General features: G+C 55.6%; 23 protein-coding genes, 6 tRNA genes and 1 other RNA gene. 17 read left to right on the top strand and 13 right to left on the bottom strand.

The window, feature by feature from the left end:
- The first annotated feature begins 4 nt into the window (after positions 1-4).
- Positions 5-988: a hypothetical protein gene (locus N902_RS0109820; protein ID WP_027370795.1), complete on the top strand. Its 984-nt coding sequence runs from the start codon at positions 5-7 to the stop codon at positions 986-988.
- 345 nt (positions 989-1,333) lie between these two features.
- Here N902_RS0109820 and N902_RS0109815 read toward each other — a convergent pair.
- The 4 genes from N902_RS0109815 to N902_RS18780 all read right to left on the bottom strand — a co-directional run bounded on the left by N902_RS0109815 (position 1,334) and on the right by N902_RS18780 (position 2,465).
- Positions 1,334-1,411: transfer RNA gene (locus N902_RS0109815), tRNA-Glu, on the bottom strand.
- Positions 1,412-1,420: 9 nt separating this feature from the next.
- Positions 1,421-1,494: transfer RNA gene (locus N902_RS0109810), tRNA-Gln, on the bottom strand.
- A gap of 60 nt (positions 1,495-1,554) precedes the next feature.
- The gene (locus N902_RS0109805; RefSeq protein ID WP_027370794.1) at positions 1,555-1,899 is read right to left on the bottom strand and encodes a hypothetical protein; all 345 of its coding nucleotides are present in this window, start codon (positions 1,897-1,899) and stop codon (positions 1,555-1,557) included.
- Between the two features lie 77 nt (positions 1,900-1,976).
- Entirely contained in the window at positions 1,977-2,465 is a 489-nt protein-coding gene (locus N902_RS18780; protein WP_051564491.1) for a DciA family protein, read from the bottom strand.
- A 266-nt stretch (positions 2,466-2,731) separates the two neighbouring features.
- On the opposite strand from N902_RS18780, the gene N902_RS0109795 reads away from it, so the two are divergent.
- The 13 genes from N902_RS0109795 (at position 2,732) to N902_RS17315 (ending at position 12,475) form a co-directional block, all read left to right on the top strand.
- Positions 2,732-3,397 (top strand): site-2 protease family protein, encoded by a 666-nt coding sequence (locus N902_RS0109795; RefSeq protein WP_244147401.1) that lies wholly within the window; start codon positions 2,732-2,734, stop codon positions 3,395-3,397.
- Positions 3,398-3,471: 74 nt separating this feature from the next.
- Positions 3,472-4,464, top strand: a complete 993-nt coding sequence (trpS, locus tag N902_RS0109790; protein ID WP_027370792.1) for a tryptophan--tRNA ligase — start codon at positions 3,472-3,474, stop codon at positions 4,462-4,464.
- 202 nt (positions 4,465-4,666) lie between these two features.
- Positions 4,667-4,759 (top strand) — tRNA-Ser (locus N902_RS0109785).
- A 27-nt stretch (positions 4,760-4,786) separates the two neighbouring features.
- Positions 4,787-4,882, top strand: an RNA gene (gene ffs, locus N902_RS19240) — signal recognition particle sRNA small type.
- An 80-nt stretch (positions 4,883-4,962) separates the two neighbouring features.
- The gene (gene serS, locus N902_RS0109780; RefSeq protein ID WP_027370791.1) at positions 4,963-6,246 is read left to right on the top strand and encodes a serine--tRNA ligase; all 1,284 of its coding nucleotides are present in this window, start codon (positions 4,963-4,965) and stop codon (positions 6,244-6,246) included.
- A gap of 100 nt (positions 6,247-6,346) precedes the next feature.
- Positions 6,347-6,422, top strand: a tRNA-Lys gene (locus N902_RS0109775).
- A 6-nt stretch (positions 6,423-6,428) separates the two neighbouring features.
- Positions 6,429-6,504, top strand: a tRNA-Glu gene (locus N902_RS0109770).
- Between the two features lie 17 nt (positions 6,505-6,521).
- Positions 6,522-6,614 (top strand) — tRNA-Ser (locus N902_RS0109765).
- A gap of 56 nt (positions 6,615-6,670) precedes the next feature.
- Positions 6,671-7,702: a tRNA dihydrouridine synthase gene (locus tag N902_RS0109760; RefSeq protein ID WP_027370790.1), complete on the top strand. Its 1,032-nt coding sequence runs from the start codon at positions 6,671-6,673 to the stop codon at positions 7,700-7,702.
- 201 nt (positions 7,703-7,903) lie between these two features.
- Positions 7,904-8,560: a LexA family transcriptional regulator gene (locus N902_RS17325; RefSeq protein WP_051564490.1), complete on the top strand. Its 657-nt coding sequence runs from the start codon at positions 7,904-7,906 to the stop codon at positions 8,558-8,560.
- Positions 8,557-8,940, top strand: coding sequence for a LexA family protein (locus N902_RS17320; RefSeq protein ID WP_051564489.1), 384 nt, complete (start codon positions 8,557-8,559; stop codon positions 8,938-8,940). The genes N902_RS17325 and N902_RS17320 overlap by 4 nt, the downstream gene beginning before the upstream one ends.
- The gene (locus N902_RS0109745) at positions 8,915-10,216 is read left to right on the top strand and encodes a Y-family DNA polymerase (RefSeq protein WP_027370789.1); all 1,302 of its coding nucleotides are present in this window, start codon (positions 8,915-8,917) and stop codon (positions 10,214-10,216) included. The genes N902_RS17320 and N902_RS0109745 overlap by 26 nt, the downstream gene beginning before the upstream one ends.
- A gap of 729 nt (positions 10,217-10,945) precedes the next feature.
- Positions 10,946-12,475: a C69 family dipeptidase gene (locus tag N902_RS17315; protein WP_084288155.1), complete on the top strand. Its 1,530-nt coding sequence runs from the start codon at positions 10,946-10,948 to the stop codon at positions 12,473-12,475.
- An 86-nt stretch (positions 12,476-12,561) separates the two neighbouring features.
- Here N902_RS17315 and N902_RS0109730 read toward each other — a convergent pair whose 3' ends face one another.
- Entirely contained in the window at positions 12,562-12,765 is a 204-nt protein-coding gene (locus tag N902_RS0109730) for a helix-turn-helix domain-containing protein (RefSeq protein WP_027370787.1), read from the bottom strand.
- 163 nt (positions 12,766-12,928) lie between these two features.
- Here N902_RS0109730 and N902_RS0109725 point away from each other — a divergent pair, with 163 nt between their 5' ends.
- Entirely contained in the window at positions 12,929-13,750 is an 822-nt protein-coding gene (locus tag N902_RS0109725) for a DUF169 domain-containing protein (RefSeq protein WP_027370786.1), read from the top strand.
- Here the strand turns inward: N902_RS0109725 and N902_RS18775 are convergent.
- From N902_RS18775 to N902_RS18765, 4 genes are read right to left on the bottom strand one after another with little or no spacing between them, the layout of a single operon-like run.
- Positions 13,732-14,421 (bottom strand): flavodoxin family protein, encoded by a 690-nt coding sequence (locus tag N902_RS18775; protein WP_027370785.1) that lies wholly within the window; start codon positions 14,419-14,421, stop codon positions 13,732-13,734. The genes N902_RS0109725 and N902_RS18775 overlap by 19 nt on opposite strands.
- Positions 14,422-14,434: 13 nt before the next feature.
- Positions 14,435-15,097 (bottom strand): flavodoxin family protein, encoded by a 663-nt coding sequence (locus tag N902_RS0109715; RefSeq protein WP_027370784.1) that lies wholly within the window; start codon positions 15,095-15,097, stop codon positions 14,435-14,437.
- Between the two features lie 33 nt (positions 15,098-15,130).
- A complete protein-coding gene (locus N902_RS20385) occupies positions 15,131-16,345 on the bottom strand; it encodes a glycine/sarcosine/betaine reductase selenoprotein B family protein (RefSeq protein ID WP_244147400.1) in 1,215 nt (404 codons plus the stop codon).
- 23 nt (positions 16,346-16,368) lie between these two features.
- The gene (locus tag N902_RS18765) at positions 16,369-16,848 is read right to left on the bottom strand and encodes a MerR family transcriptional regulator (protein WP_084288152.1); all 480 of its coding nucleotides are present in this window, start codon (positions 16,846-16,848) and stop codon (positions 16,369-16,371) included.
- A gap of 164 nt (positions 16,849-17,012) precedes the next feature.
- On the opposite strand from N902_RS18765, the gene N902_RS0109695 reads away from it, so the two are divergent.
- Positions 17,013-17,705 carry an SOS response-associated peptidase gene (locus N902_RS0109695; RefSeq protein WP_208596300.1) on the top strand — a complete coding sequence of 231 codons (693 nt, stop codon included), beginning with the start codon at positions 17,013-17,015 and terminating at the stop codon, positions 17,703-17,705.
- 360 nt (positions 17,706-18,065) lie between these two features.
- On the opposite strand, the gene N902_RS0109690 is transcribed toward N902_RS0109695, so the two are convergent.
- The 4 genes from N902_RS0109690 to N902_RS0109675 form a co-directional block, all read right to left on the bottom strand.
- Positions 18,066-18,269 (bottom strand): LacI family DNA-binding transcriptional regulator, encoded by a 204-nt coding sequence (locus N902_RS0109690; RefSeq protein WP_027370781.1) that lies wholly within the window; start codon positions 18,267-18,269, stop codon positions 18,066-18,068.
- 205 nt (positions 18,270-18,474) lie between these two features.
- Entirely contained in the window at positions 18,475-20,355 is a 1,881-nt protein-coding gene (locus N902_RS0109685; RefSeq protein WP_208596299.1) for an aldehyde ferredoxin oxidoreductase family protein, read from the bottom strand.
- Positions 20,356-20,742: 387 nt separating this feature from the next.
- Positions 20,743-21,924 (bottom strand): iron-containing alcohol dehydrogenase, encoded by a 1,182-nt coding sequence (locus N902_RS0109680; RefSeq protein WP_027370779.1) that lies wholly within the window; start codon positions 21,922-21,924, stop codon positions 20,743-20,745.
- Positions 21,925-21,947: 23 nt separating this feature from the next.
- A complete protein-coding gene (locus tag N902_RS0109675; RefSeq protein WP_027370778.1) occupies positions 21,948-22,463 on the bottom strand; it encodes a hypothetical protein in 516 nt (171 codons plus the stop codon).
- Positions 22,464-22,884: 421 nt separating this feature from the next.
- Here N902_RS0109675 and N902_RS18760 point away from each other — a divergent pair, with 421 nt between their 5' ends.
- Positions 22,885-25,149 carry a PAS domain S-box protein gene (locus N902_RS18760; RefSeq protein ID WP_084288149.1) on the top strand — a complete coding sequence of 755 codons (2,265 nt, stop codon included), beginning with the start codon at positions 22,885-22,887 and terminating at the stop codon, positions 25,147-25,149.
- Positions 25,150-25,155: the final 6 nt, after the last annotated feature.

Raw genomic sequence — 25,155 nt, 5'->3', positions numbered from 1 at the left:
TTGCATGCTCAAGAAATGCCTGGTCTGGACTGAACTCTTGGAGCAGGGCCGGATACACTATACCAGGGTTCTGGATCCCCTTATCGAAGCCGGACTGGCGCTCAGACAGGGCCGGGAGGTGGTCCTGGCTGATGCGGCTGGGCTGCGGGAGATCGTCGAGGGTCAGTGCCTGGAAGTCATTCAGGCCAGAGACCAGGCCCAGGAGCTGGTCCAGAGGCTGGGCCTGGAGGTGAACATCGGCTCGCGCCCCCTTGAGGCCCTGCGCCTGCTGCGGGATCTGGAAGAAAACGGCCAGAAGCCTGAGCATTCATTGCGAATGCAGGCGGTCAGCGCCCGGGTCTTTGGCGACTCCAAGCACATCCAGCGTATTCCGATATTAAACAAGATTTTTGCCCTCTGGTCCAGGGACCGCCATCTGCGGGGCGAACTGCGGCTTAAGGCCTGTGCCCCGCTCACCCATCGTCCCGGGATACTTGACTTGAGCCTGGTCACTTCTGCCCTGGGCCAGGTGTGCATTCCCGGACCCAGAGCCGCTCAGGTTGAAGAGTTTGATCTCACCGGCATAGATTTCGTTCTGAGCAGCGAAAACCTGGCCCCTTTTCAGCAGATACAGCCGGCCCGGGGAATGGTCCTGTTTTGCCCCGGCTACAATACAGGGCTTTCGGCCATGTGGCTGCGCAGTCTGCCCCAAAAGTGCACATGGGTCCATTTCGGGGACTTTGATCCGGATGGTTTGCGCATTTTTGAGCAGCTCTGCCTGCAGAGCGGAAGGGAAGGTCGGTTTGTGCCTGCGCTGAAACACCTGCAAGGGATACGGGAGAGCCTGCCGGCCTGGAATGGAGCCAGGGCGTTTGATCCTGCCCAGTACATTCGACCCGAAATCCAGGAGCTTGCAGCCTGGGGCCGGGACAAGCAAGTCTATGCCGAGCAGGAGCAGATTCTGCATCTTTTGGGCGTGCACGCCTGGTGGGAGGCAAGCATGCCTTAAGCCATACGGCGCATTAACTCTAAAGCCACATTTTCCTTAAATTCAAAGTGTCCTTGGCCGAAGCCGGGGATTGGTCCGTGGCTTTTCGATTTACGACCGGCACGAGCCTTGGATGCGTCGGCCAAAATCGTGGCCACGGACCAATCCCTGGCAAGGCCATATAAAAGCGTGGCTGTCGTAGTAACGTCTCTGCAAGAGATGTGTCCTTCAGTTTCCGGCATGCGGGTTATCCAAGAACTTTGGGGATGAGCCGCCAGATGGCCCCATTGAGGTCTGAAGCAAACCCTGAGCACAAAAAAATCCCCTGGCCAAAACCAGGGGAAAACGCAACCGCTTGTTTTTTTTTGGCGTCCCCAGGGGGATTTGAACCCCCGTCGCCGGCGTGAAAGGCCGGTGTCCTGGACCGGGCTAGACGATGGGGACGCCCTAAATTGGCTGGGGGTAAAGGATTCGAACCTTTGTTACCGGGGCCAGAACCCGGCGTCTTGCCTCTAGACCAACCCCCAAACGCGAAAGAACTGTCTAAAGAATTTGGCGCTGCCTGTCAAGAAAAAATTTGCAGTTTTTTACCCAGCGGCCAGTCGCCGGGTCCGGCGCTTGAGCTGCTTGATCTCCTTGCGCAGCTTGTCCTTTTCCTTCTGACTCAAAGTGCCGGCTTCCTGCTTCTGGGCCCGCAGATCTTTGATCCTTCGTTTCAGAGACCGGATCTCTTCCTTGTAGGCCGATGCCTGGGAATCATCGGTCAGACCCAGCTCTTCCTTGATGGCGCTGACCAGCTCGTCCTTGCCCATACCGGATGCGCCGGTAATCTGCGGGATCTTGTCAATAGCCAGCTCGCGAAGTTCCTTGGCGGTCATTTTTTCCAGCGGCTTGGAAAGCTGCAGAGATTCAAGGGTCAGCTCATCGCTCATGGGTGTATATCCTCCTCAAAACTGGAGAGTTGCGATTCTTTGTGGACCATATTCAAGGTCCGGGTGCGGCGCACAGATTAGTCTTTTCCATCCAGACCATCACTCTTTGTCTGTCTGCCCTGGCCTGATCGCTCAGTCACGGCTCGTACATACGCCTCATAGCAGGAACGAATGGCAGAGCCTTCCGGTAAATATGGAGCCAATTCACCGATGTATTCGGGCAGTTCGGGCTCAGGCACGATCCAGGAGTGGTCGAGCTGCACCCCGTCCAGACAAGCCCTTCCCTTTATCAGTTCCACCGCCACCTTGTCAAAGGGCTGGTGGTCCAAAAACTCCGCTATCCGATCCAGGATCTCCTGGGCATAGAACCTCAGCTCCTGCATTGCTGCGCTGTCCTGGACACCAATGACCAGAGCCCCCTTTCTCCTCCCCAGGGGCTTTGCCGTCTCGCTCAGCTCAGGACCGACAACGTCCGGCCAGTGCTGCCACAACCGGGCGATATCAAGATTCTCCTGCATCTGCCTTGAGTGCACGTAGGTATGTATGGCGCGGGAGATGTTTTGCATAGTGCAGACACTACCTTTGTTTTTCCTCCAGGACAAGCATCTTCCTCTTTCCCCAAGATCAATCCCGGACTGGTCCCTGCATCATCGACTTCATCCTGTTTTCCGGTTCATTCTCAGCCCTGTCCGTCATCCTGTACCTTCTGTCTCGCTCCCTGGAATTTTCGGTTCTTCGACCTAGCCTGTGGATTTTTGGAGTTTGCCATCTCTTATGCAGGCAATTCCACTTTCTGTGTCGAAGAGCCGATTTTTCTTGCCCGGAATGCGAGATGATGATAGCCATTGAGGCCATGCCCGACATCGCACAATTCATCCAGCAGTTTGCCATTTTGGCAGTCCCTGTGCTCATGGCCATAACCTTCCACGAGGTTGCCCACGGATACGTGGCCTATCTGCTTGGAGACCCCACGGCCAAAACAGCCGGCAGACTGACCTTGAATCCTATCAAGCACCTGGATCCCATCGGCACCCTGGCCCTGTTTTTGGTCAAGGTCGGCTGGGCCAAGCCGGTACCGGTCAATCCCAGATATTTTCAGAATCCACGCCAGGGCATGATTCTGGTTTCCATAGCCGGACCCCTGACCAACTTCATCCTGGCCGTGGCCTTTGCCGCTCTTTTTCATCTCATCGTGGCCATGTACGGATACATGCCCCGGGGCGGCGGAAGCATGGGAATCATTGAACCTGTTTTGTACATGTGCCAGGCCGGAGTCTTGGTCAATCTGGGGCTGGGATTGTTCAATCTCCTGCCCATTCCTCCTTTGGATGGAAGCAATATCCTGGCCGGCCTGCTCCCCCCGCATCTGGCTCAGAGCTATATGCAAAGCGCCAAATATGGATTCATCATCCTTATCGTCCTCTTCCTGACCGGGGCGGTGCACAAGGTCATTGTTCCCGTGCTGTATACTCTGGCTTCCTGGCTTCTTCCCCTGTAGAGGCCAGACCAACTGCCAATCATCCGCACCACCATGGAGGCGGCAACGTTTAACACTTCGGAGAAACCTCAACCATGACCACGGTTCATCGCATTGTTTCCGGCATGCGGCCGACAGGACCTCTGCACCTCGGGCATTATTTCGGAGTGCTGCAAAACTGGATTCAGCTGCAGCAGGAGCACAACTGCTATTTCTTCATCGCGGACTGGCATGCCTTGACCAGTGAGTATGGCTCTCCCCAGAACATCGCATCCTTTGTTCCCGAGCTGCTCATAGACTGGATCGCTGCCGGACTCGATCCCCAAAAATCCACGATTTTCCGTCAGTCCGATATTATGGAGCACGCTGAGCTCAACCTCCTGCTGGGCATGATCACCCCACTTGGCTGGTTGGAGCGCAACCCGACCTATAAGGAAATCAAGCAGGAGCTGGTGGCCAAGGACCTCAATACCTTCGGGTTTTTGGGCTATCCGGTGCTGATGACGGCGGACATCCTCATGTATCACGCCACCATGGTCCCGGTGGGCCAGGACCAGCTTCCCCACCTGGAGTTGTGCCGGGAAATCGCCCGCCGTTTCAACTACTTTTACGGATCATACTTTCCCGAGCCCCAGGCCCAGCTAACGGAGTCGGCCAAGCTTCCCGGCCTGGACGGCCGCAAAATGAGCAAGAGCTATGGAAACGCCATCTCATTGGGCGAAGACCTCCAGGAAGTGCGCAAAAAGATCATGTCCATGCTCACGGACACGGCCAGACAGCGGCTTAAGGACCCCGGTGATCCGGACAACTGCAACCTCTTCCCCTATCTCAGTCTTGTGGCTCCGGATGAGAACTTGGACCAGATCCGGGAGGGATGCACTCAGGCAACCCGGGGATGCATGGAGTGTAAAAAGCTGCTGGCCGCAAAGATGGAGGAGTTTTTGACCCCCATCCAGGCCAAACGCAACGAGCTCAAGGCCAATCCGGATCTTGTCCGCTCCATCCTGGATCAGGGCACTGCAAAGGCCAGGGAGGAAGCACAGCGGAGCATGCACGAAATCCGGGACAAAATGGGCATGGAAAGATAGGCCTTCCTGAATGAGGGCTTGAGGACATGCGGTTCAGCGCGGACAAGCTGAAAATTGGCTCTTCGACACGGAAAGTGGAATTGCCTGCATAAGAGACGGCAAACTCCAGAAATCCACAGGCTACGTCGAGGAACCTGAAAATTCCGTCCGGCCCGAGGGGTTGTCAACAGAACCATTTTCTTTTATAAGATTTTGCTTGCACGGAGAGGTGTCCGAGTTGGCCGAAGGAGCACGATTGGAAATCGTGTGTACCGTTTACCCGGTACCGAGGGTTCGAATCCCTCCCTCTCCGCCATTTCGGTGCAGATTCCCTATCGGGATATGAGGGAAGCCGGGCGGCAGGAGCGCTGCCAACCCCGTCAGGCCCGAGAGGGAGCAGCGGTAACAGTTGCTTCTGGGTGCCTGGCTTCCCTTGAAGGGCGTAGGATAACCGATCTTACGCCCTTCTCTTTTTCCCGCCTATTCACACTGTGTTGACCTTTGCCAAGGACCTGTCCCATGCTTGATCTCAAATTCATGCAAAAGCATCCGGACGTGATCCGGAAGGCCCTGCAGGACCGGGGCTCGGACCTGGACTTCGATCATTTCTTGAATCTGGATGCCAAGCGGAAAGAGATTGTCCAGGAGGTTGAAGACCTGCGCCATGAGCGCAATCAGGCATCAGATGAAGTGGCCAGGCTGAAACGGGCCGGAGAGGATGCCGAGAGCCACATCGCCCGCCTCTCCAAGGTCGCGGACCGGATCAAGGAGCTGGACGCTCGACGCAAGGACATCGAGCAGGAGATAGCCGGGCTGCGCCTGTCCATCCCCAACATCCCCCATCCCGATGTTCCTGTAGGGGCAACAGACGAAGACAATCGCCAGGTCAAGACCTGGGGCCATCCTCCGGAATTCGATTTCCAGCCCAAGGCCCATTGGGATCTGGGGCCCCAACTCGGCGGATTGGACTTTGAGCGTGCAGCCAAGATCACCGGCAGCCGGTTCGCCCTTTCCTGGGGATGGGCCGCCCGGCTGGAACGGGCCTTGATCAGCTTCATGCTCGACATCCAGACCCAGGAGAACGGCTACCTGGAAGTCCTGCCCCCGTTCATCGTCAATGAACACAGCATGCAGGGCACCGGACAGCTCCCCAAGTTTGAAGAGGACCTGTTCAAGCTTGAAGACTGGCCCTATTACCTCATCCCCACGGCCGAGGTCCCGGTAACCAATATCCATCGGGACGAGGTGCTGGCTGAAGAGCAACTCCCGCTCGGCTACACCGCCTTTACTCCCTGTTTTCGCTCCGAGGCCGGTTCCTACGGCAAGGACACCAAAGGGCTCATTCGCCAGCATCAGTTCAACAAGGTGGAGCTGGTCCGTTTTGCCCATCCGGAGGACTCCTACGACCAGCTGGAACTCCTCCTGGGCCACGCAGAGACAATCCTCCAGCGCCTTGAGCTCCCCTACCGGGTGGTTACCCTGTGCACAGGAGATCTGGGATTCTCGGCAGCCAAGACCTACGACATCGAGGTCTGGCTGCCTGGGCAAAACGCTTACCGGGAGATCTCTTCCTGCTCAAATTTTGAGGATTTCCAGGCCAGGCGGGCCAATATCCGTTTCCAGGCCTCCCAGGGAAAGAAAAAGGAGTTCGTCCACACCCTGAACGGTTCCGGACTGGCTGTCGGCCGGGCACTGGTGGCCATCATCGAAAACTGTCAGCAGGCGGAGGGCAGCATCAGGATTCCCCGGGCCCTGACCCCTTACATGGGCGGACAGACGCTCATTTCCAAGGAGCAAGCCTGAGCCCTATGGTTCCAGTGCACACTGGCCGCCGGGCATACAGTCTGATTTCATCTTGACAGCCAAACCCGATTCCTTTAGATTCCTTTTTTTGTCAGCAGGGGGGTCGTTAACTCAGCTGGTAGAGTATCGGCCTTTTAAGCCGAGAGTCGCAGGTTCGAATCCTGCACGACCCACCACAGGGCGTCCCCATCGTCTAGTGGCCCAGGACGCCGGCCTCTCACGCCGGTAACGGGGGTTCAAATCCCCCTGGGGACGCCAAACAACAAAACACATTCGGAGAGGTGGCCGAGCTGGCTGAAGGCGCGCGCCTGCTAAGCGCGTAAGGGGCTAACACCCCTTCGAGGGTTCAAATCCCTCCCTCTCCGCCAGATTTCAAGGGGTTACGGCGAAAGCCGCAGCCCCTTTTTTGTGTCCCGGACATCGTATGCGCAACCCCAGCGGACTCCAAGAACGGCTCACCCAGCCCCTTCAGATAGGCTCACGAAGCCTATCCTGCCGGGCGATTCTGGCCCCCATGGCTGGCATCACCCATGTCGCTTTCAGGCAGGTCTTGGACGGATTCGGCGGCTACGGCCTGGCCTACACCGAGATGTGCTCAGTCAAGGCCATCGCCCATGGCCAAAAGGGGCAAAGCGGATATTTTCTGTGGTCCGAGGATGAGCTTGATCACCTGGTCTGCCAGGTCATGGGCAGCGAGCCGGCGGATCTGGCCGCAGCAGCCGGGGTGATCGAGGAATGCGGCTTCTTCGGGGTGGACATCAATATGGGCTGTGCCGTGTCCAGGATCTGCCGCCATGGTGGCGGGGCCGCCCTGCTCAAGGACCCGGAAAAAGCGGCCCAAGCCGTCCGCGCAGTGCGCAAGACCGTTTCCTGCCCGGTTCTGGTCAAGTACCGGACCGGCTGGTCTGACGACCCTTCCTTTGCCGCAGACATGGCCAAGCGCTTTCAGGACGCCGGAGCCGATGCGTTGATCTTTCATCCCCGAGTGGCCCCGGACAAGCGTTCCCGCCCTCCAAAATGGGAGCGCATCGCTGAGGTGGTCCGGGCCGTGTCCATCCCGGTTTTTGGAAACGGGAACATAATGACTCCGGAAGACGCAGCCGTCATGCTTGAGCACACCGGCTGCTCCGGCGTGGCCCTGGGCCGGATCGCCGCTGCCAGGCCCTGGATCTTTGCCCAAATGTCCCGCGGTCTTCAGCCTTTGCCGGAAGCCGTGCTCCAGACGGTCCAGGACATGGTCCGGGCCGTCTGGAGCTGGTATCCGGACCATATCGCCATTGGCCTGTACAAGAGATTTGCGACCTTTTTCTGCGCCAACTTCGCCTTTGGCCATACCCTGCGACCCAAGCTGTGCTCCGGCCAGACCCTGGAAGACATGCAGGCCAATATCACCAGTCTCCTTTCTCCCTGCCCCCAGCTCCTGGACAGGCCCAACTCCCTTCTGTTGACCTGGTGACAGAATCCCCAGACCGTCTCTCTCCCGGCATGCATTGACCACGATCCAGTACCGGAAAAACGGAGCCGCGATTGAAAAGTACGGTGCAGTATCGGGGCTTCTGCGAGAAAGTTGACCAATGGCTGTGCGGGGTGGGGTTTGTGCCAGCAGTTGCCTCTTTGGTGTTTTTTGTTTATGATTAAGGCAACAAGGAGGGAAAATATGGCATCATCGCAGTTTCAGGCCTTTATGCGCAGACTGGCCCAGGCCGCAGGAATTGACTCCCAGTCCGAACTCGCTTCAGTCCTGGAACTCAACCGGTCGGCCGTGTCCCGGGCCAAAAGCAGAGACAGGGTGCCGGAGCAATGGATCGCCAAGCTCTGTGCATTGTTCAGTCTGGATCCGGACTGGCTCAGGGACGGTCAAAGCAGCTTGGACAGGTTTGTGGAGGTCCCTATAGTCACCGCCAGGCTGGGGGCCGGAGGCGGCTCGCATGTGGTGGACGCCGATGTGCAGGGGCACATAGCCTTTCGCAGTTCCTGGCTGCACCAAAAGGGTCGACCCAGGGATATGGTTCTGATGCAGGTCGTCGGGGATAGCATGGAGCCCGGCATCCGTGAAGGGGACTATGTGCTCATCGATCAGTCCAAGCAGGAGATCTATCCCGGCGGGGTCTACGCTTTGGGTCTGGAAGACGCCATCATGATCAAGCAAGTGGACAAGCGTCCTGACGAGCTGATCATTATAAGCGCCAACTCCAAATACTCACCCATCACTTTGCGTGGAGACGAGCTGGAGACCGTGCGCATAATCGGACGGGTACTTGGAATCTGGCGGGATTTTGGCTGGGAAATCATGTCCCCGATGAGAAAACAATGAGTTGTGAAAATTCGCCTCCGACATCCCGGACCTGCACCGGTTTTTCAGCTGCCGGCGGGGATTTCCGGGGCAATCGCCTGAGCCTGGATTCCCTGATTCGGACCAACCCGGCGTCCACGTTCTTCCTGCGAGCTGCGGAAGAGTCCAGTTTGGGAGGTTGGATCCATCCCGGGGATATTCTGGTGGTGGATAGGTCCGCACATATCACAAACGGCTGTCTGGTGGTGGCTGTGGCCGACGGAGAGATGATCCTGCGCCGGGTTCTCTGGCGGAAGGGACAAAGATTGCTATGTTCCGATCACTCCTGCCCACAGCAGGTACATGGCGATGTCTGGATATGGGGAAGGGTAGTCTATGTCCTGCACCCGGTCGCGTCCTGAGCAGTTTGTCTTTGCCTTGGTGGATTGCAACAATTTCTACGTCTCCTGCGAGCGGGTCTTTCAGCCCCATCTGGAAGGCAAGCCGGTGGTGGTCTTATCCAACAACGATGGCTGTGTGGTGGCCCGGTCCAACGAGGTCAAAGCCCTGAGCCTGCCCATGGGTGCGCCGGCCTTTCAATGCAAGGCCTTTTTCGCCAGGCACGGTGTACACATCTTTTCCTCCAACTACGCCCTGTACGCGGACATGTCCGACCGGGTGATGAGTGTTCTGGCCGCAATGGCCCCGGAGATAGAGATCTATTCCCACGACGAGGCCTTTCTCTTTTTTCCCGGGAAATGGCGGATGGACCTGGAAGGCTATGCCCGCAGGATCAGGCAGGAGGTGGAGAGGCAGACCGGGATACCGGTGTCCATCGGCCTGGCCCGGACCAAGACCCTGGCCAAAGCGGCCAACAGGCTGGCCAAGACCGGGGCGGCGTTTCAGGGGGTTTTGGACCTGGGGATACGTCCGGACCTGGATCAGCTTCTACAGTCCGTGTCTGTGAAGGATATCTGGGGTATCGGCCCCAGGTATGCCCGGTGCCTGCAGGAAGTAGGGATCCATACCGCCTATGAGCTGAAGGAAGCGGATCAGGTCTGGATCAAAAAAAGACTGACCATCACCGGTCTGCAGACAGTTCTGGAGCTGCGGGGTAAGCCCTGTTTTAAGTTGGAGACTCAGCCCGATCCGGCCAAGAGTTTGGTCCGTTCCAGATCCTTCGGTCGGCCGGTGACAAAGCTGGCCGAGCTGCGCGAGGCCATAAGCAGTCATGTCCATAGTGCGGCCAGGCGCTTGCGGGCTACTGCTCAGACTGCGGGCTGTCTGCACGTGTTTTTGCATACCAATCGGTTCAAGCCGGCTGAGCCCCAGTATTCGCCCTGCATATCCACCTGCCTGTCACGGCCCACCAACCACACTCAGCCTTTGCTTGCAGCTGCCCTGCGCCTTTTGGATCAGGCATACAGGCAAGGTTATGCCTTTCAAAAAGGCGGGGTGCTGCTCACCGATCTGCAGCCGGCTAGTACCAGGCAGCTCACCTTTTGGGATATCGGGGAAGGGCGTCAGGAGACGTCCGGGCACTTGATGCAGACCTTAGACCGGATCAATGCCAGGTTTGGCAAGAATACCGTCCAGTATGCCTGTGCCGGGCTTTCAAAAGAATGGGAGATGCGCCGGGAGAAGATGTCGCCTGAGTTTACCACTAGCTGGGAGGATATTCCCAGGGTGAAGACGTAAGGTATGAGAATTAGCGTCTGCCATGCCTTCAAAAAACTGGTTCTTCGACGTAGCCTGTGGATTTTTGGAGTTTGCCATCTCTTCTGTAGGCAATTGCACTTGCTGTGTCGAAGAGCCATTTTTTGCTTGTCCACCGCATCGCATTTCAAATAACCGGGGGTGCCTGTGTCCGGGCATTGGATGTGGTGCGAGCGACCCACGATCCATGCCCGGATTTTGGCCTGGACTATTGGCTTGATCAGTACACAAGGGCCTTTGCGTCATTGTAGAGCCCATGTGGGCGAGGATATTCATCCAGCTCTTCGTCGTAACACTAGATCATAGCTCCCCAGTCGTGGCGCGCCATGGGCTGGCTTGTTGCAGGGGTCGTTTCTCCTTCCGCAGGCTCGCCTTTTGGCATACGGATCCCGTATTGCAGTTCGGGGTCTCGTTCAGGGGGATTTTGGCCATCAGCGTAGAATTGGGGATAAAAATCTTGCTCGACATTGGCAGGAAAGGGTTTTCCGTAGACTTCCTGGAGAGTTAGGGTCCCTTTTCCATCCCACCACTATCATTCGGACGAGGAATTTCAAGAAAAATGCGAAAAATAGAAGAATTTCGCATGTAGCAGCCAATTTACCGATACATGAGGAGAACATTCCTTGAAATGATGCAATGTTTCAGCATTGAAGTTTTGAATATCAAAACTTAAAGTATACGTGTTGTTTAACTTAAAATAGTGAGGAGAATATGAAGAAATCAAGATGTTATTTCGTTGCGGGCCTATCGGTTCTTTTATTGTTGTGTGGCGGAAGTGCGGTCTTTGCACAAGGACTGTCGCCGGTAAAACATTGCACCGGGGTTTATGTCGGCAAGAACCTGACAGCAGACGGGAGTGTGCTCATCGGCCAAACCGGCGACGAGAATTCAAGCCATTGGATTGAGGCCATCGACCGCCAAGAGCATGCAAAAAACGCCACCATTGAGGTAGGTGTCGACTCGAAGGCGAACTATCCCGGCAAACGGATCAGGATTCCCCAGGTGGCTGAGACGAACAAATACATAACAGTCAGATACACGGAATACAAAGGCTTCGCCCCGCCGCTGGAAAACGGCGGAATCAATGAGCACCAGGTAAGCATCGTGGATGTCTGGTCCCCGTCGAGAGAGGAGCTCGCCGCCATGACCCCTGAGGGGCAAACCGGCCTGACGTACAGCGATGAGGCCCGGGTAGCAATGGAGCGGGCCACGTCCGCAGAGGAAGCGGTCAAGATTATCGGCCGGATGGTGGAGGAATACGGTCACGCTACGTACGGCGGGAACTCTCACCTGATCGCCGATGTAAACGAAGGCTGGTTTATAGAGGAGTTTGCCGGCGGACAGGGGCTCTGGGTCGCCAAACGCCTTGGCCCGGACGACTTCAAGGTCATAAGGCCCGGATGGATAAAGGAAGTTCCCCTGGACTACAAAGACAACCCCGACTATATGGGCTCGGACAACCTGGTCACGTTCGCGGTTGAGCAAGGCTGGTACGACCCTGATTCAGGAAAGCCGTTCAATGTTTCCAAAATCTATGAATCCGACAGGGACATGGAGAGCTTCGGGGAAGGAATCAATCCGGACCCGGAAAAAAAGCCCGGCCATCAGATCAAAACCGAAGAAATCGAGTATGCTGAAAAGTATCTCTCAGAGAAAGCGCCGGAAATCACAGTGCAGGACGTGATCAAGCTGTTCAAGGAGAGGCCTTTTACCAACAGGGGCACGAAATACGGGCAAATAGCCCAGCTTCGCGCCGACATGCCCGATGAGCTTGGAGTGCTGTGGATTGCGGTGGGTCCGCCGGAAGACAGCATTTTCGTTCCCTATTATTCCGGCATTTCAGAAGTCCCAATGGAGTTCAGGCAGCATAGGTACCTGACAAAAGGCGAGGCGATGCGTTTTTCTTTGCCCAAAGAGCGGCAGGGCCAGGAGACTACCAGGTATGCCTACAGGACGTTCGACAGGCTGTTTATGCTTGTGGACGAACACTACGATGCGTTTTACCCGGAGCTTTCGGAAGCCTTCCGGTCCTTTGAGGGGCAACTGTTCGACCGCCAGGATGAAATCGAGTCTATTGCCCTGAACTTGATCGAAAACGGGAAAACGGATCTGGCCAAGCAGTATCTCACTTATTATACGAATACCGAAGCAAGCAAGGCCCTTGATCTGGCCCAGCTCATGGCTGAGTCAATGACTTCCCGGACCAAGCTCCTGTTCGGGATTCGGCCCTTGCCCAACTAAGCCTGACCCTGGACGGCTTCGCATGATCAAAGCCCCCCTCGGGTTCCGAGGGGGGCTTTTTTGGGCCACGAAACGCGGATTCGATTTTAGGCCTCCTGCCCCTCGGTCAACGCCTTTTCCGTCTCCTTCCGTATGATATCCTCAATCCGCTGCGACTTGGATTTGCCCGCCACGACAAGGGAGACGGCGGCCGGGGAAACCTTGGCCTTTTCAGCGATCTTCTTTTGGGTGATCCCGGCTCTGGCCAGCATCTCGCGCAGAGTAAGGTCTTGGGTCTGGGTATCGTCCATAAAACTTCCAGATTAGGGTTATTTTATTTGTTTGGGTAAAATGTGGTCTATAAGTAAAACACTGTCAACATTTTTCATGAAGGGGTGGTCAAATAAGTTTGAATGTGTATAATTATGAATTGTCGTAGATACTTCACTTACATTTTTGCAAAAGAGGTTGGATATGAATTCTAATGAACTTAAGTCCGCAGCCGAATACATTTACGATGAACTCAGGCTGAAGACGCTTCCCTTGGCGGCAGCCTTCTATGACCATCTTCCTGAGTGGCCGGAAAAGACGCGTCGTCCTTCAAAATCTCTCAACAAGCGCATCACTGTCTGCCAGGCAGTAACATTGACCCGGACTTACCGATGGACTGTGGGGCTCACATCTGAAGATATCGTGTGTGTTCCTGCTCTTCTTATCTTTGGTCATGCCCCTGCTGAGAACCCCAAGAAGCTGCTCAGCAAGTTTTTTGCAAGAGTCGGGTGGTCTAAGGACGAAGAAAGGGCGGCCATAGATGTGAACCGAATGTCTTTTATGTCCCAAGGGCAAGCCGAGGCCATACTCCTCTCTCCTTTGCGCAAGGGACTGTTTGTACCGGATACAATAGCCATCTATGGGAACCCGGCCCAGATAATGCGTTTGGTCCATGCCTGGACATATATGACCGGGGAATCCATATCCAGCGAGTTTTCTGGAAAAGCAGAATGTAGTGAGTACTTGGCTGCCCCTTACCTGACTGATGAGGCCAAAGTCGTTATACCTGGCAATGGGGATAGACTAATGTCCGGGACGCAGGACGACGAGTTGGTTTTTGCCTTGCCCGGGAAAAAGCTCCAGCTGCTCACCGAAGGGCTGGACAAAGCGGGCAGAGCACTGGGCGCCCGGTATCCGGTTCCTTTTTACCAGAATTTTCAGCCAGATTTTCCGCCTCAATTCATGGAGTTGGCAGAAGAGGCCGGATTGAACATCAATAAAGAGGCTCAGGAGAGCGGCAAGTAAAACCCGCCGCCTGACCTTGGCCTGGTAAAGCCTTTCTGAATAGCAGTTCGTAGAGTGTGGCCCAGACGCTCACAGGCCATGACAGCGTCTGTATTGTCCTCAAAGCGTTGAAACATCTCTTTTCTGACCTGGGTGAAGGCTGCAAACTCTTCGCCCGGCCAGTGCAGGGCGGGCATGCCGACCCGGCACGTTGTTCCCATGCCGCAGGTAAAACAGGGCGGGGTGTCGGACTTGAACAGGGCCAGGCCTACAATGCTGCACATCCAGGTCTCCTTGAAATAACCCACAATGTCCATCCCGGCCCGTTCCGGTTCTTCACCGCCCACTGCGATGACTGCCACCGGAAGATTTCGCAGGGCCGGCTCCTGGTGATACAAAGGAAAGAGGCGCTCCAAAAAGGTGTGGGCTATGGCATTGAATCGTCCGTTGTAGTTCACCCCGCCGAATATCAGACCCTGGGCGGCTTCCAGCTTGTCATACAAGGTGCGCATGTCGTCTTTTTGAACGCAGCGTTTGCTGCGGCCGCAGCGCACGCATCCCCGGCAGGGCTTTATCTCCAGATCGGCCAGTCTGATTATTTCATATCCCAAGCCGCTGGCTTGGGCCGCAGAATGGACCATCCTCTCCAGATTCCCGCCGCAGATGGGACTGGAATGAATACTCAGGATCATGGCTGTCTCCTGGTCAGCTCTGAGATTTCCGATCAAGAGAGGCTCGGATGTTTTCGCCCAACTCCCGGGCCTCCTGCAGGGCTTGTGTCTGGTCCTCAAAATGGGTCAGACCTACGGAATCCACCGTGGCCTGGGGTCCGAAAATCATCTTCAGGCCGGCAGTAGCGCACTCGTCTCCAAAGCCGCAGGTAAGACACGGTATGTTGCCCCGGATCTTCACTCCGCCCAAAAACTCCATGCCTTCTTCCATCATATAGGCCTGAATGGCCTGAACCCCGTTCTCACAGGCCTTTGGCAGATGCTGGCAGTCTTCGGGAATGGCACAGGTGACTATGGCCCCGCCTGGTTTGCCCTGCATATATCCATGCTTGTGGCGCAGGGGATAGAGCCGTTCCATAAACGCCTTGCACCGGCCGTCGATGGAGGAATACGGAGTAAATCCGGCAATGATCAGGCCGTCGGCTTCCCTGGCTTTTTCGGCCAGGATATTGCCGTCGTCGCCGATGATGCATTCGTTGCTGTCCACGCAGCCAAGACAGGCCCGGCAAGGCTCAATGTCGCAATCGCTGAGCTTTACGAATTCAGTCTCCAGCCCGGTGGATTCCAGGGCCGTGAGCAGAGCACGGTCCGTATTGCTGTTTGGAATCGGTGATCCGGAGACGCCTAATACTTTCATGTATCCTCCGATGTTGTTTGGCTTTCATTCATGTTAGCGGAGCATGGGCACAAGAAACATTTTCGCTGTCATGCGCAGTACCTTATCTGCTGACTGCAGGCATGTCTCTTTGACTTCCTGCAAAGTTTTTCCGGCTGCAGTCTCATTCCAGAACCAGCTGTTGAAAGCCTGGCTGTTTGGAACGCCAGCGCCCGGCCGAGATGAGGCAGCTTCAAAGTAGAATGCCCTCAAATCCTGGGCTGCCAAACGTAATGCTACCCCGGGGGTGAACTCCTTCGGCGGTGCGCTTGGAGATCCGTTCACCAGGTAATCTGCAATCAGGGAGGCTGCTGCTTCTGGAGTAAAAGCTGCCAAAGCCGTCCGCCCATGCCTTTCCAAACCAAGGTCGTACCAAGGTCTGAGTTCGTCCAATTCCCTGTGCAGGGCATCGGCCAGTTCTTCCTGCGCGTTCTTGTCCCCAGGATCAGGAGAAAAGTTGACGGGACAGGCCCAGACAACCGATTCGTCGGATTCGCCCTGGTCACTCTCCGGGGCTTCTTCCGCAAAATACTCAAGAACAGGGCCTTGCTCTGCCTCCAAGAGTTTCAAAGCGGCCAGGGCGACCTTTGTCTGAAACTGAGGTTGGTTGGGCGTTCCCAGGGGGCGTCCAAGCTCAAAAGGGACCCACAGCGCCCGGGGAGGCTTGATGATCTCTGTATGCTTGGCGATGAGGCTGATCTGCGTGGTGGGAATGCCGTTATTTTCCAGATAATGGGCCAGCGCGCCCACGGCGCGGGTACAAAAAGGTCAGACAGGGACCAGAAATGCGGCATCCACTTGGTCGCCCTGCAGGAGCTTGGCCAGGTTTTGGGCCGGGCCGGCCATTTGTTCCGGGTCTGTGGCGCCCATGAACGAATAATGGTAGTCGGCAACGTTTCCAATGAGTTGTTCCCTGGCCAGCTCGTGCAGGCGGTCCAGAGGAAATACCACGTTCCAGTCCTGGACAAACCCGGTCCGGTCAAAGTTTGTCGAGATGTGGGTCATGACCAAATCCTGAGCAGAAGTATCGCTGGGAATGACCCGGTAATCTCCTTCCATACCAGTAAAAGGCCTATCCCCACGGCGATGCAGCCCAGCTGTGGATACAAGAGCCACTCTCCGTTGGGCCAACTCCGGGCCAGAGGCCCATGGAGTCTTTTCAAACCTTGGGCAGGGCAGGTCAGCCAAATGTGAATGCATGGGTTCTGGCATACAATCTAGTCTGGCCATAATTTCCTCCAAATATGTTTTGATTATAAAATAGCCTGGATCGGAAGCGGAAGCCTGTCCCGGCCGGAGATCACCTTGCAGGCCAGGCATGTTTCCCGGTTCGGTTGGAGGCTGCAACCGTGACATTGCCTGGCCAGGTCGATGGCCGCCTCGATTTCGGAATGCAGTCTTTGATAGTCCCGGATCTTTTGCTCCAGAAGCTCTTTTTCCTGGCGCAAGTATTCAACGACCTGGGTTGAGGCCTGATCTCCGGTGGTGCCTTTTGCTCTGGCCTGATAGATATTTTCGATATCCTTGAGGGATAGCCCGGCATCCTTCAGCTTGTGGATATAAAATACAGTATCCACAGCATCAGGAGTAAATAGATAAAATCCCCCAGGACTCCTGTCCGCTGCCTGAATAAATCCCTTCTCCAGATAATAGCGGACAGTCCTTGCGGTGACTCCAGCTCTGGCGGCCACCTCACCAATTTGGAGCAATTGAGTATTTTCTTGTGTAGGCATGCTTCTTATCAACCATACAATTACGTAAATGTCAAGATGATCAAATGCAAAAGATCAGAGGAAACGATTTGGAGATGAAATGCTTAGCAAGCAATGAGGCCTGAAACATGGCCCCGACTTGAGGGCTTGTTTTTAAGCCTCAGCTTGAAGCTGGGGCTTTTCTTGTGATAAAGTATATCATGTGCGGACGATTCGGCCTATGGGCCAACCCAAAACAGGTATCTGACCATTTCCAGCTCCAAGAGCCTCTGCCGTTCACTCCCAGGTACAACATCGCCCCGTCCCAGGAAGTTCTGGCCGTGGGCCAGACCCGGGAAGGACAGCGCAAGGCGGCCTGGCTGCGCTGGGGCCTGGTGCCCCACTGGGCCAAGGACGAAAAAGTGGGCTACAAGATGATCAACGCTCGGGCCGAAACCATCTTCACCAAGCCGGCCTACAAAGCTGCGGCCAAGCGGCACCGCTGCCTGATTCCGGCCAGCTGTTTTTTTGAGTGGCAACGGACAGAGGGAAAGAAGAAGCAGCCGTACTGCATACGGCCAAAAAATGAGGGCCTCTTTGCCTTTGCCGGGCTATGGGAGCACTGGCAGGACGAGGAAGCGGACAGAAAGATCGATTCCTGCACCATCGTCACCACCCGGGCCAACGAGGCCGTGGCCGAGCTGCACGACCGTATGCCGGTGATTATTGGGAAAGCGGATTTTGATCTGTGGCTGGATCGGAGTTTGGAGGATCCGGAACGGCTGCAGCCGTTGCTGGAGCCGGTATCAAGTCAAGAGTTGGAGCTCTATCCTGTGGGGCTGGAGGTGAACAGTCCAGCCAATGACTCGAAAGAGGTGATTAAAGAAAGAAAAATTTGAAAACTTTTTGCTTGTCCACCGCATTGCAGTTCAAGCACCCGGGGGTTTCTTTATCCGGGCATTGGATGTGGTGCGAGAGACCCACGATCCATGCCCGGATTTTGGCCTGGACTATTGGCTTGATCAGTACATTAGCCCACATGCCTGCCAAGGCGCAGGCACGCTTTCGCTAACGAAGCATGAAAAACGATTTCGATACCGATAGCGATAGCGATACCGACTAGGAGTGGTTACCCAATCGGATCCAGATAACTAATAACAGTTTTTCATACAAAGCCTGACCCTGGACGGCTTCGCATGATCAAAGCCCCCCTTGGAACCGAGGGGGGCTTTTTGGGGCCACGAAACGCGGACTCGATTTTAGGCCTCCTGCCCCTCGGTCAACGCCTTTTCCGTCTCCTTCCGTATGATATCCTCAATCCGCTGTGACTTGGATTTGCCAGCCACGACAAGGGAGACGGCGGCCGGTGAAACCTTGGCCTTTTCAGCGATCTTCTTTTGGGTGATGCCGGCCCTGGCCAGCATCTCACCAAGGCTGAGCTCATCTGATTGTGTATCGGACATATAGCCTCCTGGTTAAGTATGTTATCTGGCCTAAAAATATAGTCAACACCCAGGTTGATGTCCATAGGTCCCAAGTCCTCATTTCAACGCAGGGAAGGTTTTTATGGATAACAGGTTGTTTTCCAAAGATATACATTACGCACAAATTGCACAATTGCCAAGGCGAAGGCATCTTTGCCGGCAATGGTCATGCTGTCTCAGGTCTTTATAACGCAGGTATTTGATATTTTCTCAAGACTCGTTTCTTGGGGGTTCCCTGGCCGGAGTACCCCCGTATCCGGTAGTATCGTTTGAGCATCTTTTCCAGGGGAATGCTTCGCCGGTCCGGATTTGAGCCCAGAGAGGCATGGAGCATCTTGTCCGGAAGGGTGTCGTCCTGGGAGGTGATGCCTTCCCTAGTGTTCATATAGCGTTCCAGCAGATGGATTCTCTGTCCTGCCCGGAGAAAGCTCCGGTTGGAGATCCTGATGCCGGTGGTTGAGGACCAGAGCCGGGTATAGACGCTGAAGTCAACCAGGGCGATGGCCAGGCTGGGCAGGTTCTGCATCAGAAACCGCAGGATCGGGGTTGGCGTGTATCTGGACAGCGCAGGCTCCAGGGTATAGGCGAACATGGTGAACTGGCAGGTCTGCAGGGAGTTGACGCAGTTGGTCAGCCCTTCGAAGAACGCGACGAATTGTGGTTTGGCCCGGGTAGCCATAGGCTTCAAGAGGCCGAAATATATCTCCATGGCCACCAAAAAAGCAGAAAGATGACAGGCCCCCCGATTGGCGACGGCATAGGCCAGTCCTTGCCCGAAGCAGTTCCGGGGATCGTACCCGGGCATTTCCAGCCCCTTGACCTGGATGGCAAACTCCTGGCCCCCATATGTTTGCGACAGCCACCTGGTGCCTCTGCCCAGCTCTGTTCCCTGTTCCCGGGCACACCCGATCTGTTCGATCTTTTCCCGGATGCCCTCAGGGTGTCCGAACCTGAGCCCGGTTCTATAGATTCCTTTCTTTTCGGCTTCCATGCACCACCCAAGCACCGCCCCGGTGGAGATGGTGTCCAACCCCAGCTCTGAGCAGAGCTGATTCCACTCGGAGACCTGTTCCCGGTCGAATATGCCCAGGTTGCTGCCGAGCAGGGCGCTGGTCTCATACTCCGGCACCGACACGATCTTGTGATTGAAGGTCCCTTTGTGCCCGCACAGGACGGAGCAGGGCTTGCATGTGTGGTGCGTGGTCTCGTGGACCACCTTGATGGTCTCTCCGGAGAGCTGCCAGGCCTGGTCGTGCCTGCCCCGGGAAAAGTTGTCCACCGGCAGTATCCCGGCGGAGTTGTTGGGATTCACATTGGCGTTGGTCCCGAACCTTGTGTACAAAAATGCGGTCATCCTGTTTCTGCGTATATATTTTTGGGCCCTTTGCCTGGTTTGGGTGAACTGCTTGGGCCGGGCGGGGATTATCCTGTAGTCGCCGCCCAGGGCTGTGATCGCCTTGACTCTTTTCGAGCCCAGGACCGCACCCAGACCGCCTCTTCCCAAAAACCTCTGATCGGAAGAGATGTTGGCAAAGCGGACCAGGTTCTCTCCTGCCGGGCCGATAATCAGGCTGGATCCTGCTTTCTGGTCCATCACCTTCCTTGCTTCAGAGATCTCAAGCCCCCAGAGATGGTCCGCCGGCCAAAAGCGCACCCCCTTGGAGGTGATTTCCAGCCGGATCGGGACCTCGGACTGACCGCGCACAAGCATCCCGTCCCAGCCCGCTGTCTTTAGCTCCCTGCCCAAGCCTCCTCCGCAGGAGGAGGTGGTAAAGATTCCGGTCAGGGGAGACTTGGAGACTGCGTGAAATCTCCCGGAACAGGGCGCCCAAGTACCCATGAGCACCCCGGGCATGACGGCCAGGATGTTGTCCGGACCCAGGGGATCGACGCCGGGGGAGATGCGGTCGAAGATAAGTTTTAGCCCGAGCCCCTTTGCTCCCAGGTAGAGGTGCCTGTCCCGGGCCGGGATCTCTTGGATATGATAGGAGCGGGTGGAGAGGTCTATTTCCAGAAACTGATTTGATGTGCCCACGATCTCCCGCATCTTTGTGTCCTTTCCCATCCGGGCACTGTTCATCGAAGCCCAGATAATAGTGGTTCTTCGACGTAGCCTGTGGATTTTTGGAGTTTGCCATCTCTTCTGTGTGCCCACTTTCGGCCCGGTATTTTCTAAGCCCCGCCAAAGGAGGATCCCTGCCCCTCCCGGCTCCTCACGTGCAGGTCACTGCTTTCTGTGTGGCTGAGCTTATCATACACGTGAGTGCCGGGTGGCGGGACCAAGAAAATGTGCGGGCCTGCCGCTTACGGCACACAGAAGAGACGGCAAACTCTTATGTATGCAATTCCACTTTCTGGGTCGAAGAGCCATAATAGTTTTTTGTCAGCAACTCAGAACGAAGCCAGCAGAGTCCGGGACCGCCAGATGTCCAAGGCTTTCCGGATGTTTTCATCAATAGGCCTTTTTCAGTATCTCCAGGGCATCCTGGGCTTCCATTTCCATGGGGCTGTAGATCAAGGCGGGATCGTCTACGGCCGCCTTGGCGATGGCCCCAAGCCTGTCCCTGGGAACTCCGGCCTCGCTCAGGGTTCTGGGCAGTCCACAGAGCCTGTACAGCTCCTCCTTGAGTTCCTTGATCCGTTCAATGCTTTGCTCGGCCCTGTCTTCCGGCCTGGTCTGGACAAATGTCTCTTCACTCCCAAGGGGCAGCAAAAGCTGGGCCAGAGAGTCTGCGCATTTTGGCAGGATGTACTCCAGGCCGAAGGGAAGAAAGATGGACATGGCCGTTCCGTGAGGGAGATGACAGGCGCCTCCTGCTGCATGGCCCAAGGCATGGACTATGCCGACCATGGAGTTGGAAAAGGCTATTCCGGCCATGGCGGCGGCATTGGCCATATTCAGGCGTACTGTTTGGTTTGTGCTGTCTTTGACCGCCCGGATCAGATTGTCTCTGATCAAGCGGACGGCGGCAAAGGCATAGGCGTCGGACAGCGGGTTTTTCTGCAGGCAGGTAGCGGCCTCCACTGCGTGGGCAAGGGCATCCATGCCAGTGGCGGCCGTAACCCTGGCCGGCATAGTCTCAGTCATCCTGGGATCCAGAATGGCTGTTCTGGGCATCAGATAATAGGAGGTAAAGGCCATCTTGAGGTGTTTTTCCTCATTATAGATGACCGCCGCCAAAGTGGCCTCCGAGCCGGTGCCGGCTGTGGTGGGCACTGCTACCAGTGGTTTGAGCGGTCTGGTCAGCCGTTCCGCTCCGGCAAAGAGCATCAGGTCTGTGCAACCTTCGGAGACGACAATGTTCACCCCCTTGGCCGTGTCGATGACCGAACCTCCGCCCACGGCCACGATTGAATCGCAGGCGCCTTCTTGATAGAGGTGTGCGGCCTGATTCACCACCCTAGTGGAGGAGTCCGGGGGAACCTGGTCAAAGATGGTCCCTATTTCTGCCTGGGAGCTTTTGAAGGCCTTCTGGACCTGCCTGAGGAGTCCGGCCTGCTTGACGCATGCATCGGTTACTATCAGGGGCCTGGAGGCTTGCAGGCACTCCAGCTCATAGCCGATATTGTCCAGGGCCTTGTGCCCGGAGATGATTTTGACCGGACTGTAGAACTCGAAATAGCTGGAAGACACCTCTGACTCCTTTCTGTGTCCTCTTACTTTCCGAAAGGTATGCCCACCAAATAGATATGGATGCGATGAAAGGCATGGTCAGGATCGGATTGGGGGATCCTTTTCAGCAGGCGCCGGCAGATACATTCGGGGTAGAAATAGCTGAGCATGATGTTCATGCACCTGGTAAAGGACATGGACAGATTGAGATCCCCGACTATGCTTATCCTGTGCTCGGCAAAGCCCTGGGCCAGTCCCATCCTGGGGGTGAGAAGCATAAGGGCGCATTCAATGTTCTTGAAGTTGATCTCTAGGTCGGCAGGCCGTTCGGCCTGTTTCAGGTGCTTCATCTGTCCGTCCTGCTTGCAGAGGTTCAGGTGGGGACCATCCGGCAGGACCTGAAGGGTGATGCGCAGTCCTTCCGGCCATTCCGCAGTCTCCTGTTGCAGCCCATGATCTCTGCGTGCCCCGCTCTGAAAGGCCCTGCCCAGAACGAATAAGCTCAGGGCAACCACCGCCTCTTTCATCCATTTTCTTTGGTTCTTTTTCCGGAGCTGCATACACACCCAGTTTCCTTGTTTCATGCTCAGACCAAAATAATCGTCCTGGGCGGTGGGCGCTGCTCTCCGCTCAGCCCGGGATGATCCAGCAGGCACTTCCGGCCGGGATGAGTAGCGGACACGGTTTTGGACCGTACTGGTCACTCTGCCGGTTTTTTGACCAGTATATGCCCGGTGCCTTGGTTCAGCAAGAGAAATTCGCGCTCCCTGAGCCGAAGGTCAAAATTGTGGCTTTTGGACCCAGGATAAATGTCAAACTCTTATGTATGCAATTCCTCTTTCTGTGTCGAAAAGCCGAGACTTTGAGAAGGGGGCTGAATGGTCACCCGGCGGTTTGACATTCAGCCGAATTTGCTTGAAGAAGATGGTTCTTTTTTTATGAGCATCCTTCTTCCAATGGATAATTCGATCCGGAGACTGTATGTCCGCAGGTTTTTCGTCACATAGTGGGCATGATGCAAGTTTGCTCGCCGACAATTTTCAAGAACTCCACGACATTTTCTGGAAAGCACCTGTGGGTATCTACAAGTCCACCCCTGAAGGTCGCTTTTTATCCGCAAATCCTGCTTGGGCTGAAATGTGCGGCTACGATTCACCGCAGGATCTGATAGATTCCATCTCGGACATCAAAACCCAGCTTTATGCCGATCCACAGGACAGGGAGTCCTTCAAGCAATGCCTGGAAGAAAACGGTCAGGCTGTGGATTATGAGTTCAGGCTTCGACGGCCGGACGGGTCTGTGCTCTGGGTGGCTGAGAATGTTCGGGCTGTCCATGATGAGAGGGGGAACATTACCCACTATCATGGCATAGCGGTGGATATCAGCAAAAGAAAGAACGCCGAGCACGAAGTGCAGGCAAGCGGGGAACGATTTGCCAAGGTCTTTCGATCCAGCCCCTCCCCTCAAGCCATCACGGATATCAGTACCGGGACGTTTTTGGATGTTAATGCCAGATGGGCGGAAATATTCGGCTGGAGCAAGGACGAGATTATCGGCACCACATCTTTTGAATTTGGCAATTGGGAAGATTACAACGTACGGGAGCGGATCGTATCCAAACTGCAGACCCATGGACATTTCAAAGATGAACCGATTGTGCTCAGGACAAAGCAAGGAAGGCGGATAGAGGTCCTGTGGTCAGCTGAAAAGATCACCTTTGACGATCGTCAGGTAATGCTCTCCATGCTGTACGATCAGACGGAGTTCAGGCAGGCGGAAGCCCTTTGCCGGCAAAAGAACGAAGAGCAGGCTATTCTTTTGGACTGTATTCCGACTCAGCTCTGGTATCTGCATGACTTGGACACATATGGGGCCGTCAATCAGGTCCGTGCCGATTTTCTGGGGCAGTCTAAAGAACAGGTGCAGTTTAAGCCCATGGCGCAGATATTGCGCGCTGAAGAGGCTGAGTTCTGCAGGCAGAGCAATCTGCGGGTGTATGCAACCAGAACGCCGTACGCCATTGAAAGGTGGGCATATAAGGCCCAAGGCGAGCTGAGGCTTTTGTCTATAACCAAGACCCCGAAGCTGGATGGGGACGGAAATGTGGAATATGTTGTGTGCAGCGCAACAGACATTACCGAAAAACGACAGGCGGAGCTCGATCTGCAGAGGCGGGAGAAATGGTTCCGGCATATCCTGTCCGTCAGCCCGGTGATCAAGTATACCCTTGACCCTGAGACCCTTGCCGTCACTTGGGTAAGTCCAAACATACACAGGCAATTAGGCTACACACAGGACGAGATCCTCAAGCCGGACTGGTGGCAAGATCATATCCATGCCCAGGACCGCGAGCAGGCACTGCGCAACTCCTCAAAGATATTCACCCAGGAGGAGATCGTTCATGAATATCGGTTCATAAAAAAAGACGGCTCAGTGCTCTGGGTCCAGGACAATCTTCGCCTGATCAAAGATGATCAGGCCCGACCTCAGGAAATTGTCGGGAGCTGGACGGACATTACTGACCGCAAAGGCTATGAACAGCAGCTGAGATATCTGAGCTTCCACGATCAGTTGACCGGGCTGTACAACCGGGCCTATCTGGAAAACGAGCTGGAGCGGCTAAACAAGAGCAGAGAGTATCCGATCGTCATTATCTGCATGGATCTGGATGGGCTGAAGCTGGTCAACGATTCCATGGGGCATCAGTACGGCGATCATCAGCTCAAGGCCTGCGGGCAGATTCTGCAGCGGTCCTTTCGGGGAGCAGACATTGTAGCCCGGGCAGGAGGGGATGAGTTCACCGCCCTGTTGCCCACAACGGATCCTGACGACGGCGAACAGATAGCAAACCGGATTCGGGAGCAGGTTGATGCCTACAATCGTGAACATGCTGTAAAAATACCCTTAAGCCTGTCCATTGGTCTGGCCTGTGCGGATCAGGAAAGCCAGAACCTGGACTATGCCTTCAAACGCGCTGAAGACCTCATGTACCAGGACAAGCTCAGCCGGGACCTGAACTCAAGATCCCAGATCATGAAAGCCCTGATGGCCGCTTTGGAGGAAAGGGACTTCATTACCAGCGGGCATGCTCACAGGCTGGAAAATCTCAGTCTGCAGCTCGGCCGTAAAGTTCATTTGTCCTCCGCACGGCTGTCCGCCCTGAAGCTGCTGGCCCAGGTCCATGACTTGGGCAAGGTCGGAATACCAGATCATATCCTGTTCAAGCCAGGCCCCCCTGAGCGATGATGAATG

The sequence above is a fragment of the Desulfovermiculus halophilus DSM 18834 genome (assembly GCF_000620765.1).
Classification (GTDB): domain Bacteria; phylum Desulfobacterota; class Desulfovibrionia; order Desulfovibrionales; family Desulfothermaceae; genus Desulfovermiculus; species Desulfovermiculus halophilus.
This window is presented reverse-complemented; position numbering and strand designations above follow the sequence as displayed.

Bases quoted from the DNA above. Each gene is read 5' to 3' on its own strand.
- N902_RS0109820 (WP_027370795.1), top strand. From the start codon at position 5: ATGCTCAAGAAATGCCTGGTCTGGACTGAACTCTTGGAGCAGGGCCGG.
- N902_RS0109805 (WP_027370794.1), bottom strand. From the start codon at position 1,899: ATGAGCGATGAGCTGACCCTTGAATCTCTGCAGCTTTCCAAGCCGCTG.
- N902_RS18780 (WP_051564491.1), bottom strand. From the start codon at position 2,465: ATGCAAAACATCTCCCGCGCCATACATACCTACGTGCACTCAAGGCAG.
- N902_RS0109795 (WP_244147401.1), top strand. From the start codon at position 2,732: ATGATGATAGCCATTGAGGCCATGCCCGACATCGCACAATTCATCCAG.
- trpS (WP_027370792.1), top strand. From the start codon at position 3,472: ATGACCACGGTTCATCGCATTGTTTCCGGCATGCGGCCGACAGGACCT.
- serS (WP_027370791.1), top strand. From the start codon at position 4,963: ATGCTTGATCTCAAATTCATGCAAAAGCATCCGGACGTGATCCGGAAG.
- N902_RS0109760 (WP_027370790.1), top strand. From the start codon at position 6,671: ATGCGCAACCCCAGCGGACTCCAAGAACGGCTCACCCAGCCCCTTCAG.
- N902_RS17325 (WP_051564490.1), top strand. From the start codon at position 7,904: ATGGCATCATCGCAGTTTCAGGCCTTTATGCGCAGACTGGCCCAGGCC.
- N902_RS17320 (WP_051564489.1), top strand. From the start codon at position 8,557: ATGAGTTGTGAAAATTCGCCTCCGACATCCCGGACCTGCACCGGTTTT.
- N902_RS0109745 (WP_027370789.1), top strand. From the start codon at position 8,915: ATGTCCTGCACCCGGTCGCGTCCTGAGCAGTTTGTCTTTGCCTTGGTG.
- N902_RS17315 (WP_084288155.1), top strand. From the start codon at position 10,946: ATGAAGAAATCAAGATGTTATTTCGTTGCGGGCCTATCGGTTCTTTTA.
- N902_RS0109730 (WP_027370787.1), bottom strand. From the start codon at position 12,765: ATGGACGATACCCAGACCCAAGACCTTACTCTGCGCGAGATGCTGGCC.
- N902_RS0109725 (WP_027370786.1), top strand. From the start codon at position 12,929: ATGAATTCTAATGAACTTAAGTCCGCAGCCGAATACATTTACGATGAA.
- N902_RS18775 (WP_027370785.1), bottom strand. From the start codon at position 14,421: ATGATCCTGAGTATTCATTCCAGTCCCATCTGCGGCGGGAATCTGGAG.
- N902_RS0109715 (WP_027370784.1), bottom strand. From the start codon at position 15,097: ATGAAAGTATTAGGCGTCTCCGGATCACCGATTCCAAACAGCAATACG.
- N902_RS18765 (WP_084288152.1), bottom strand. From the start codon at position 16,848: ATGCCTACACAAGAAAATACTCAATTGCTCCAAATTGGTGAGGTGGCC.
- N902_RS0109690 (WP_027370781.1), bottom strand. From the start codon at position 18,269: ATGTCCGATACACAATCAGATGAGCTCAGCCTTGGTGAGATGCTGGCC.
- N902_RS0109685 (WP_208596299.1), bottom strand. From the start codon at position 20,355: ATGGGAAAGGACACAAAGATGCGGGAGATCGTGGGCACATCAAATCAG.
- N902_RS0109675 (WP_027370778.1), bottom strand. From the start codon at position 22,463: ATGCAGCTCCGGAAAAAGAACCAAAGAAAATGGATGAAAGAGGCGGTG.
- N902_RS18760 (WP_084288149.1), top strand. From the start codon at position 22,885: ATGTCCGCAGGTTTTTCGTCACATAGTGGGCATGATGCAAGTTTGCTC.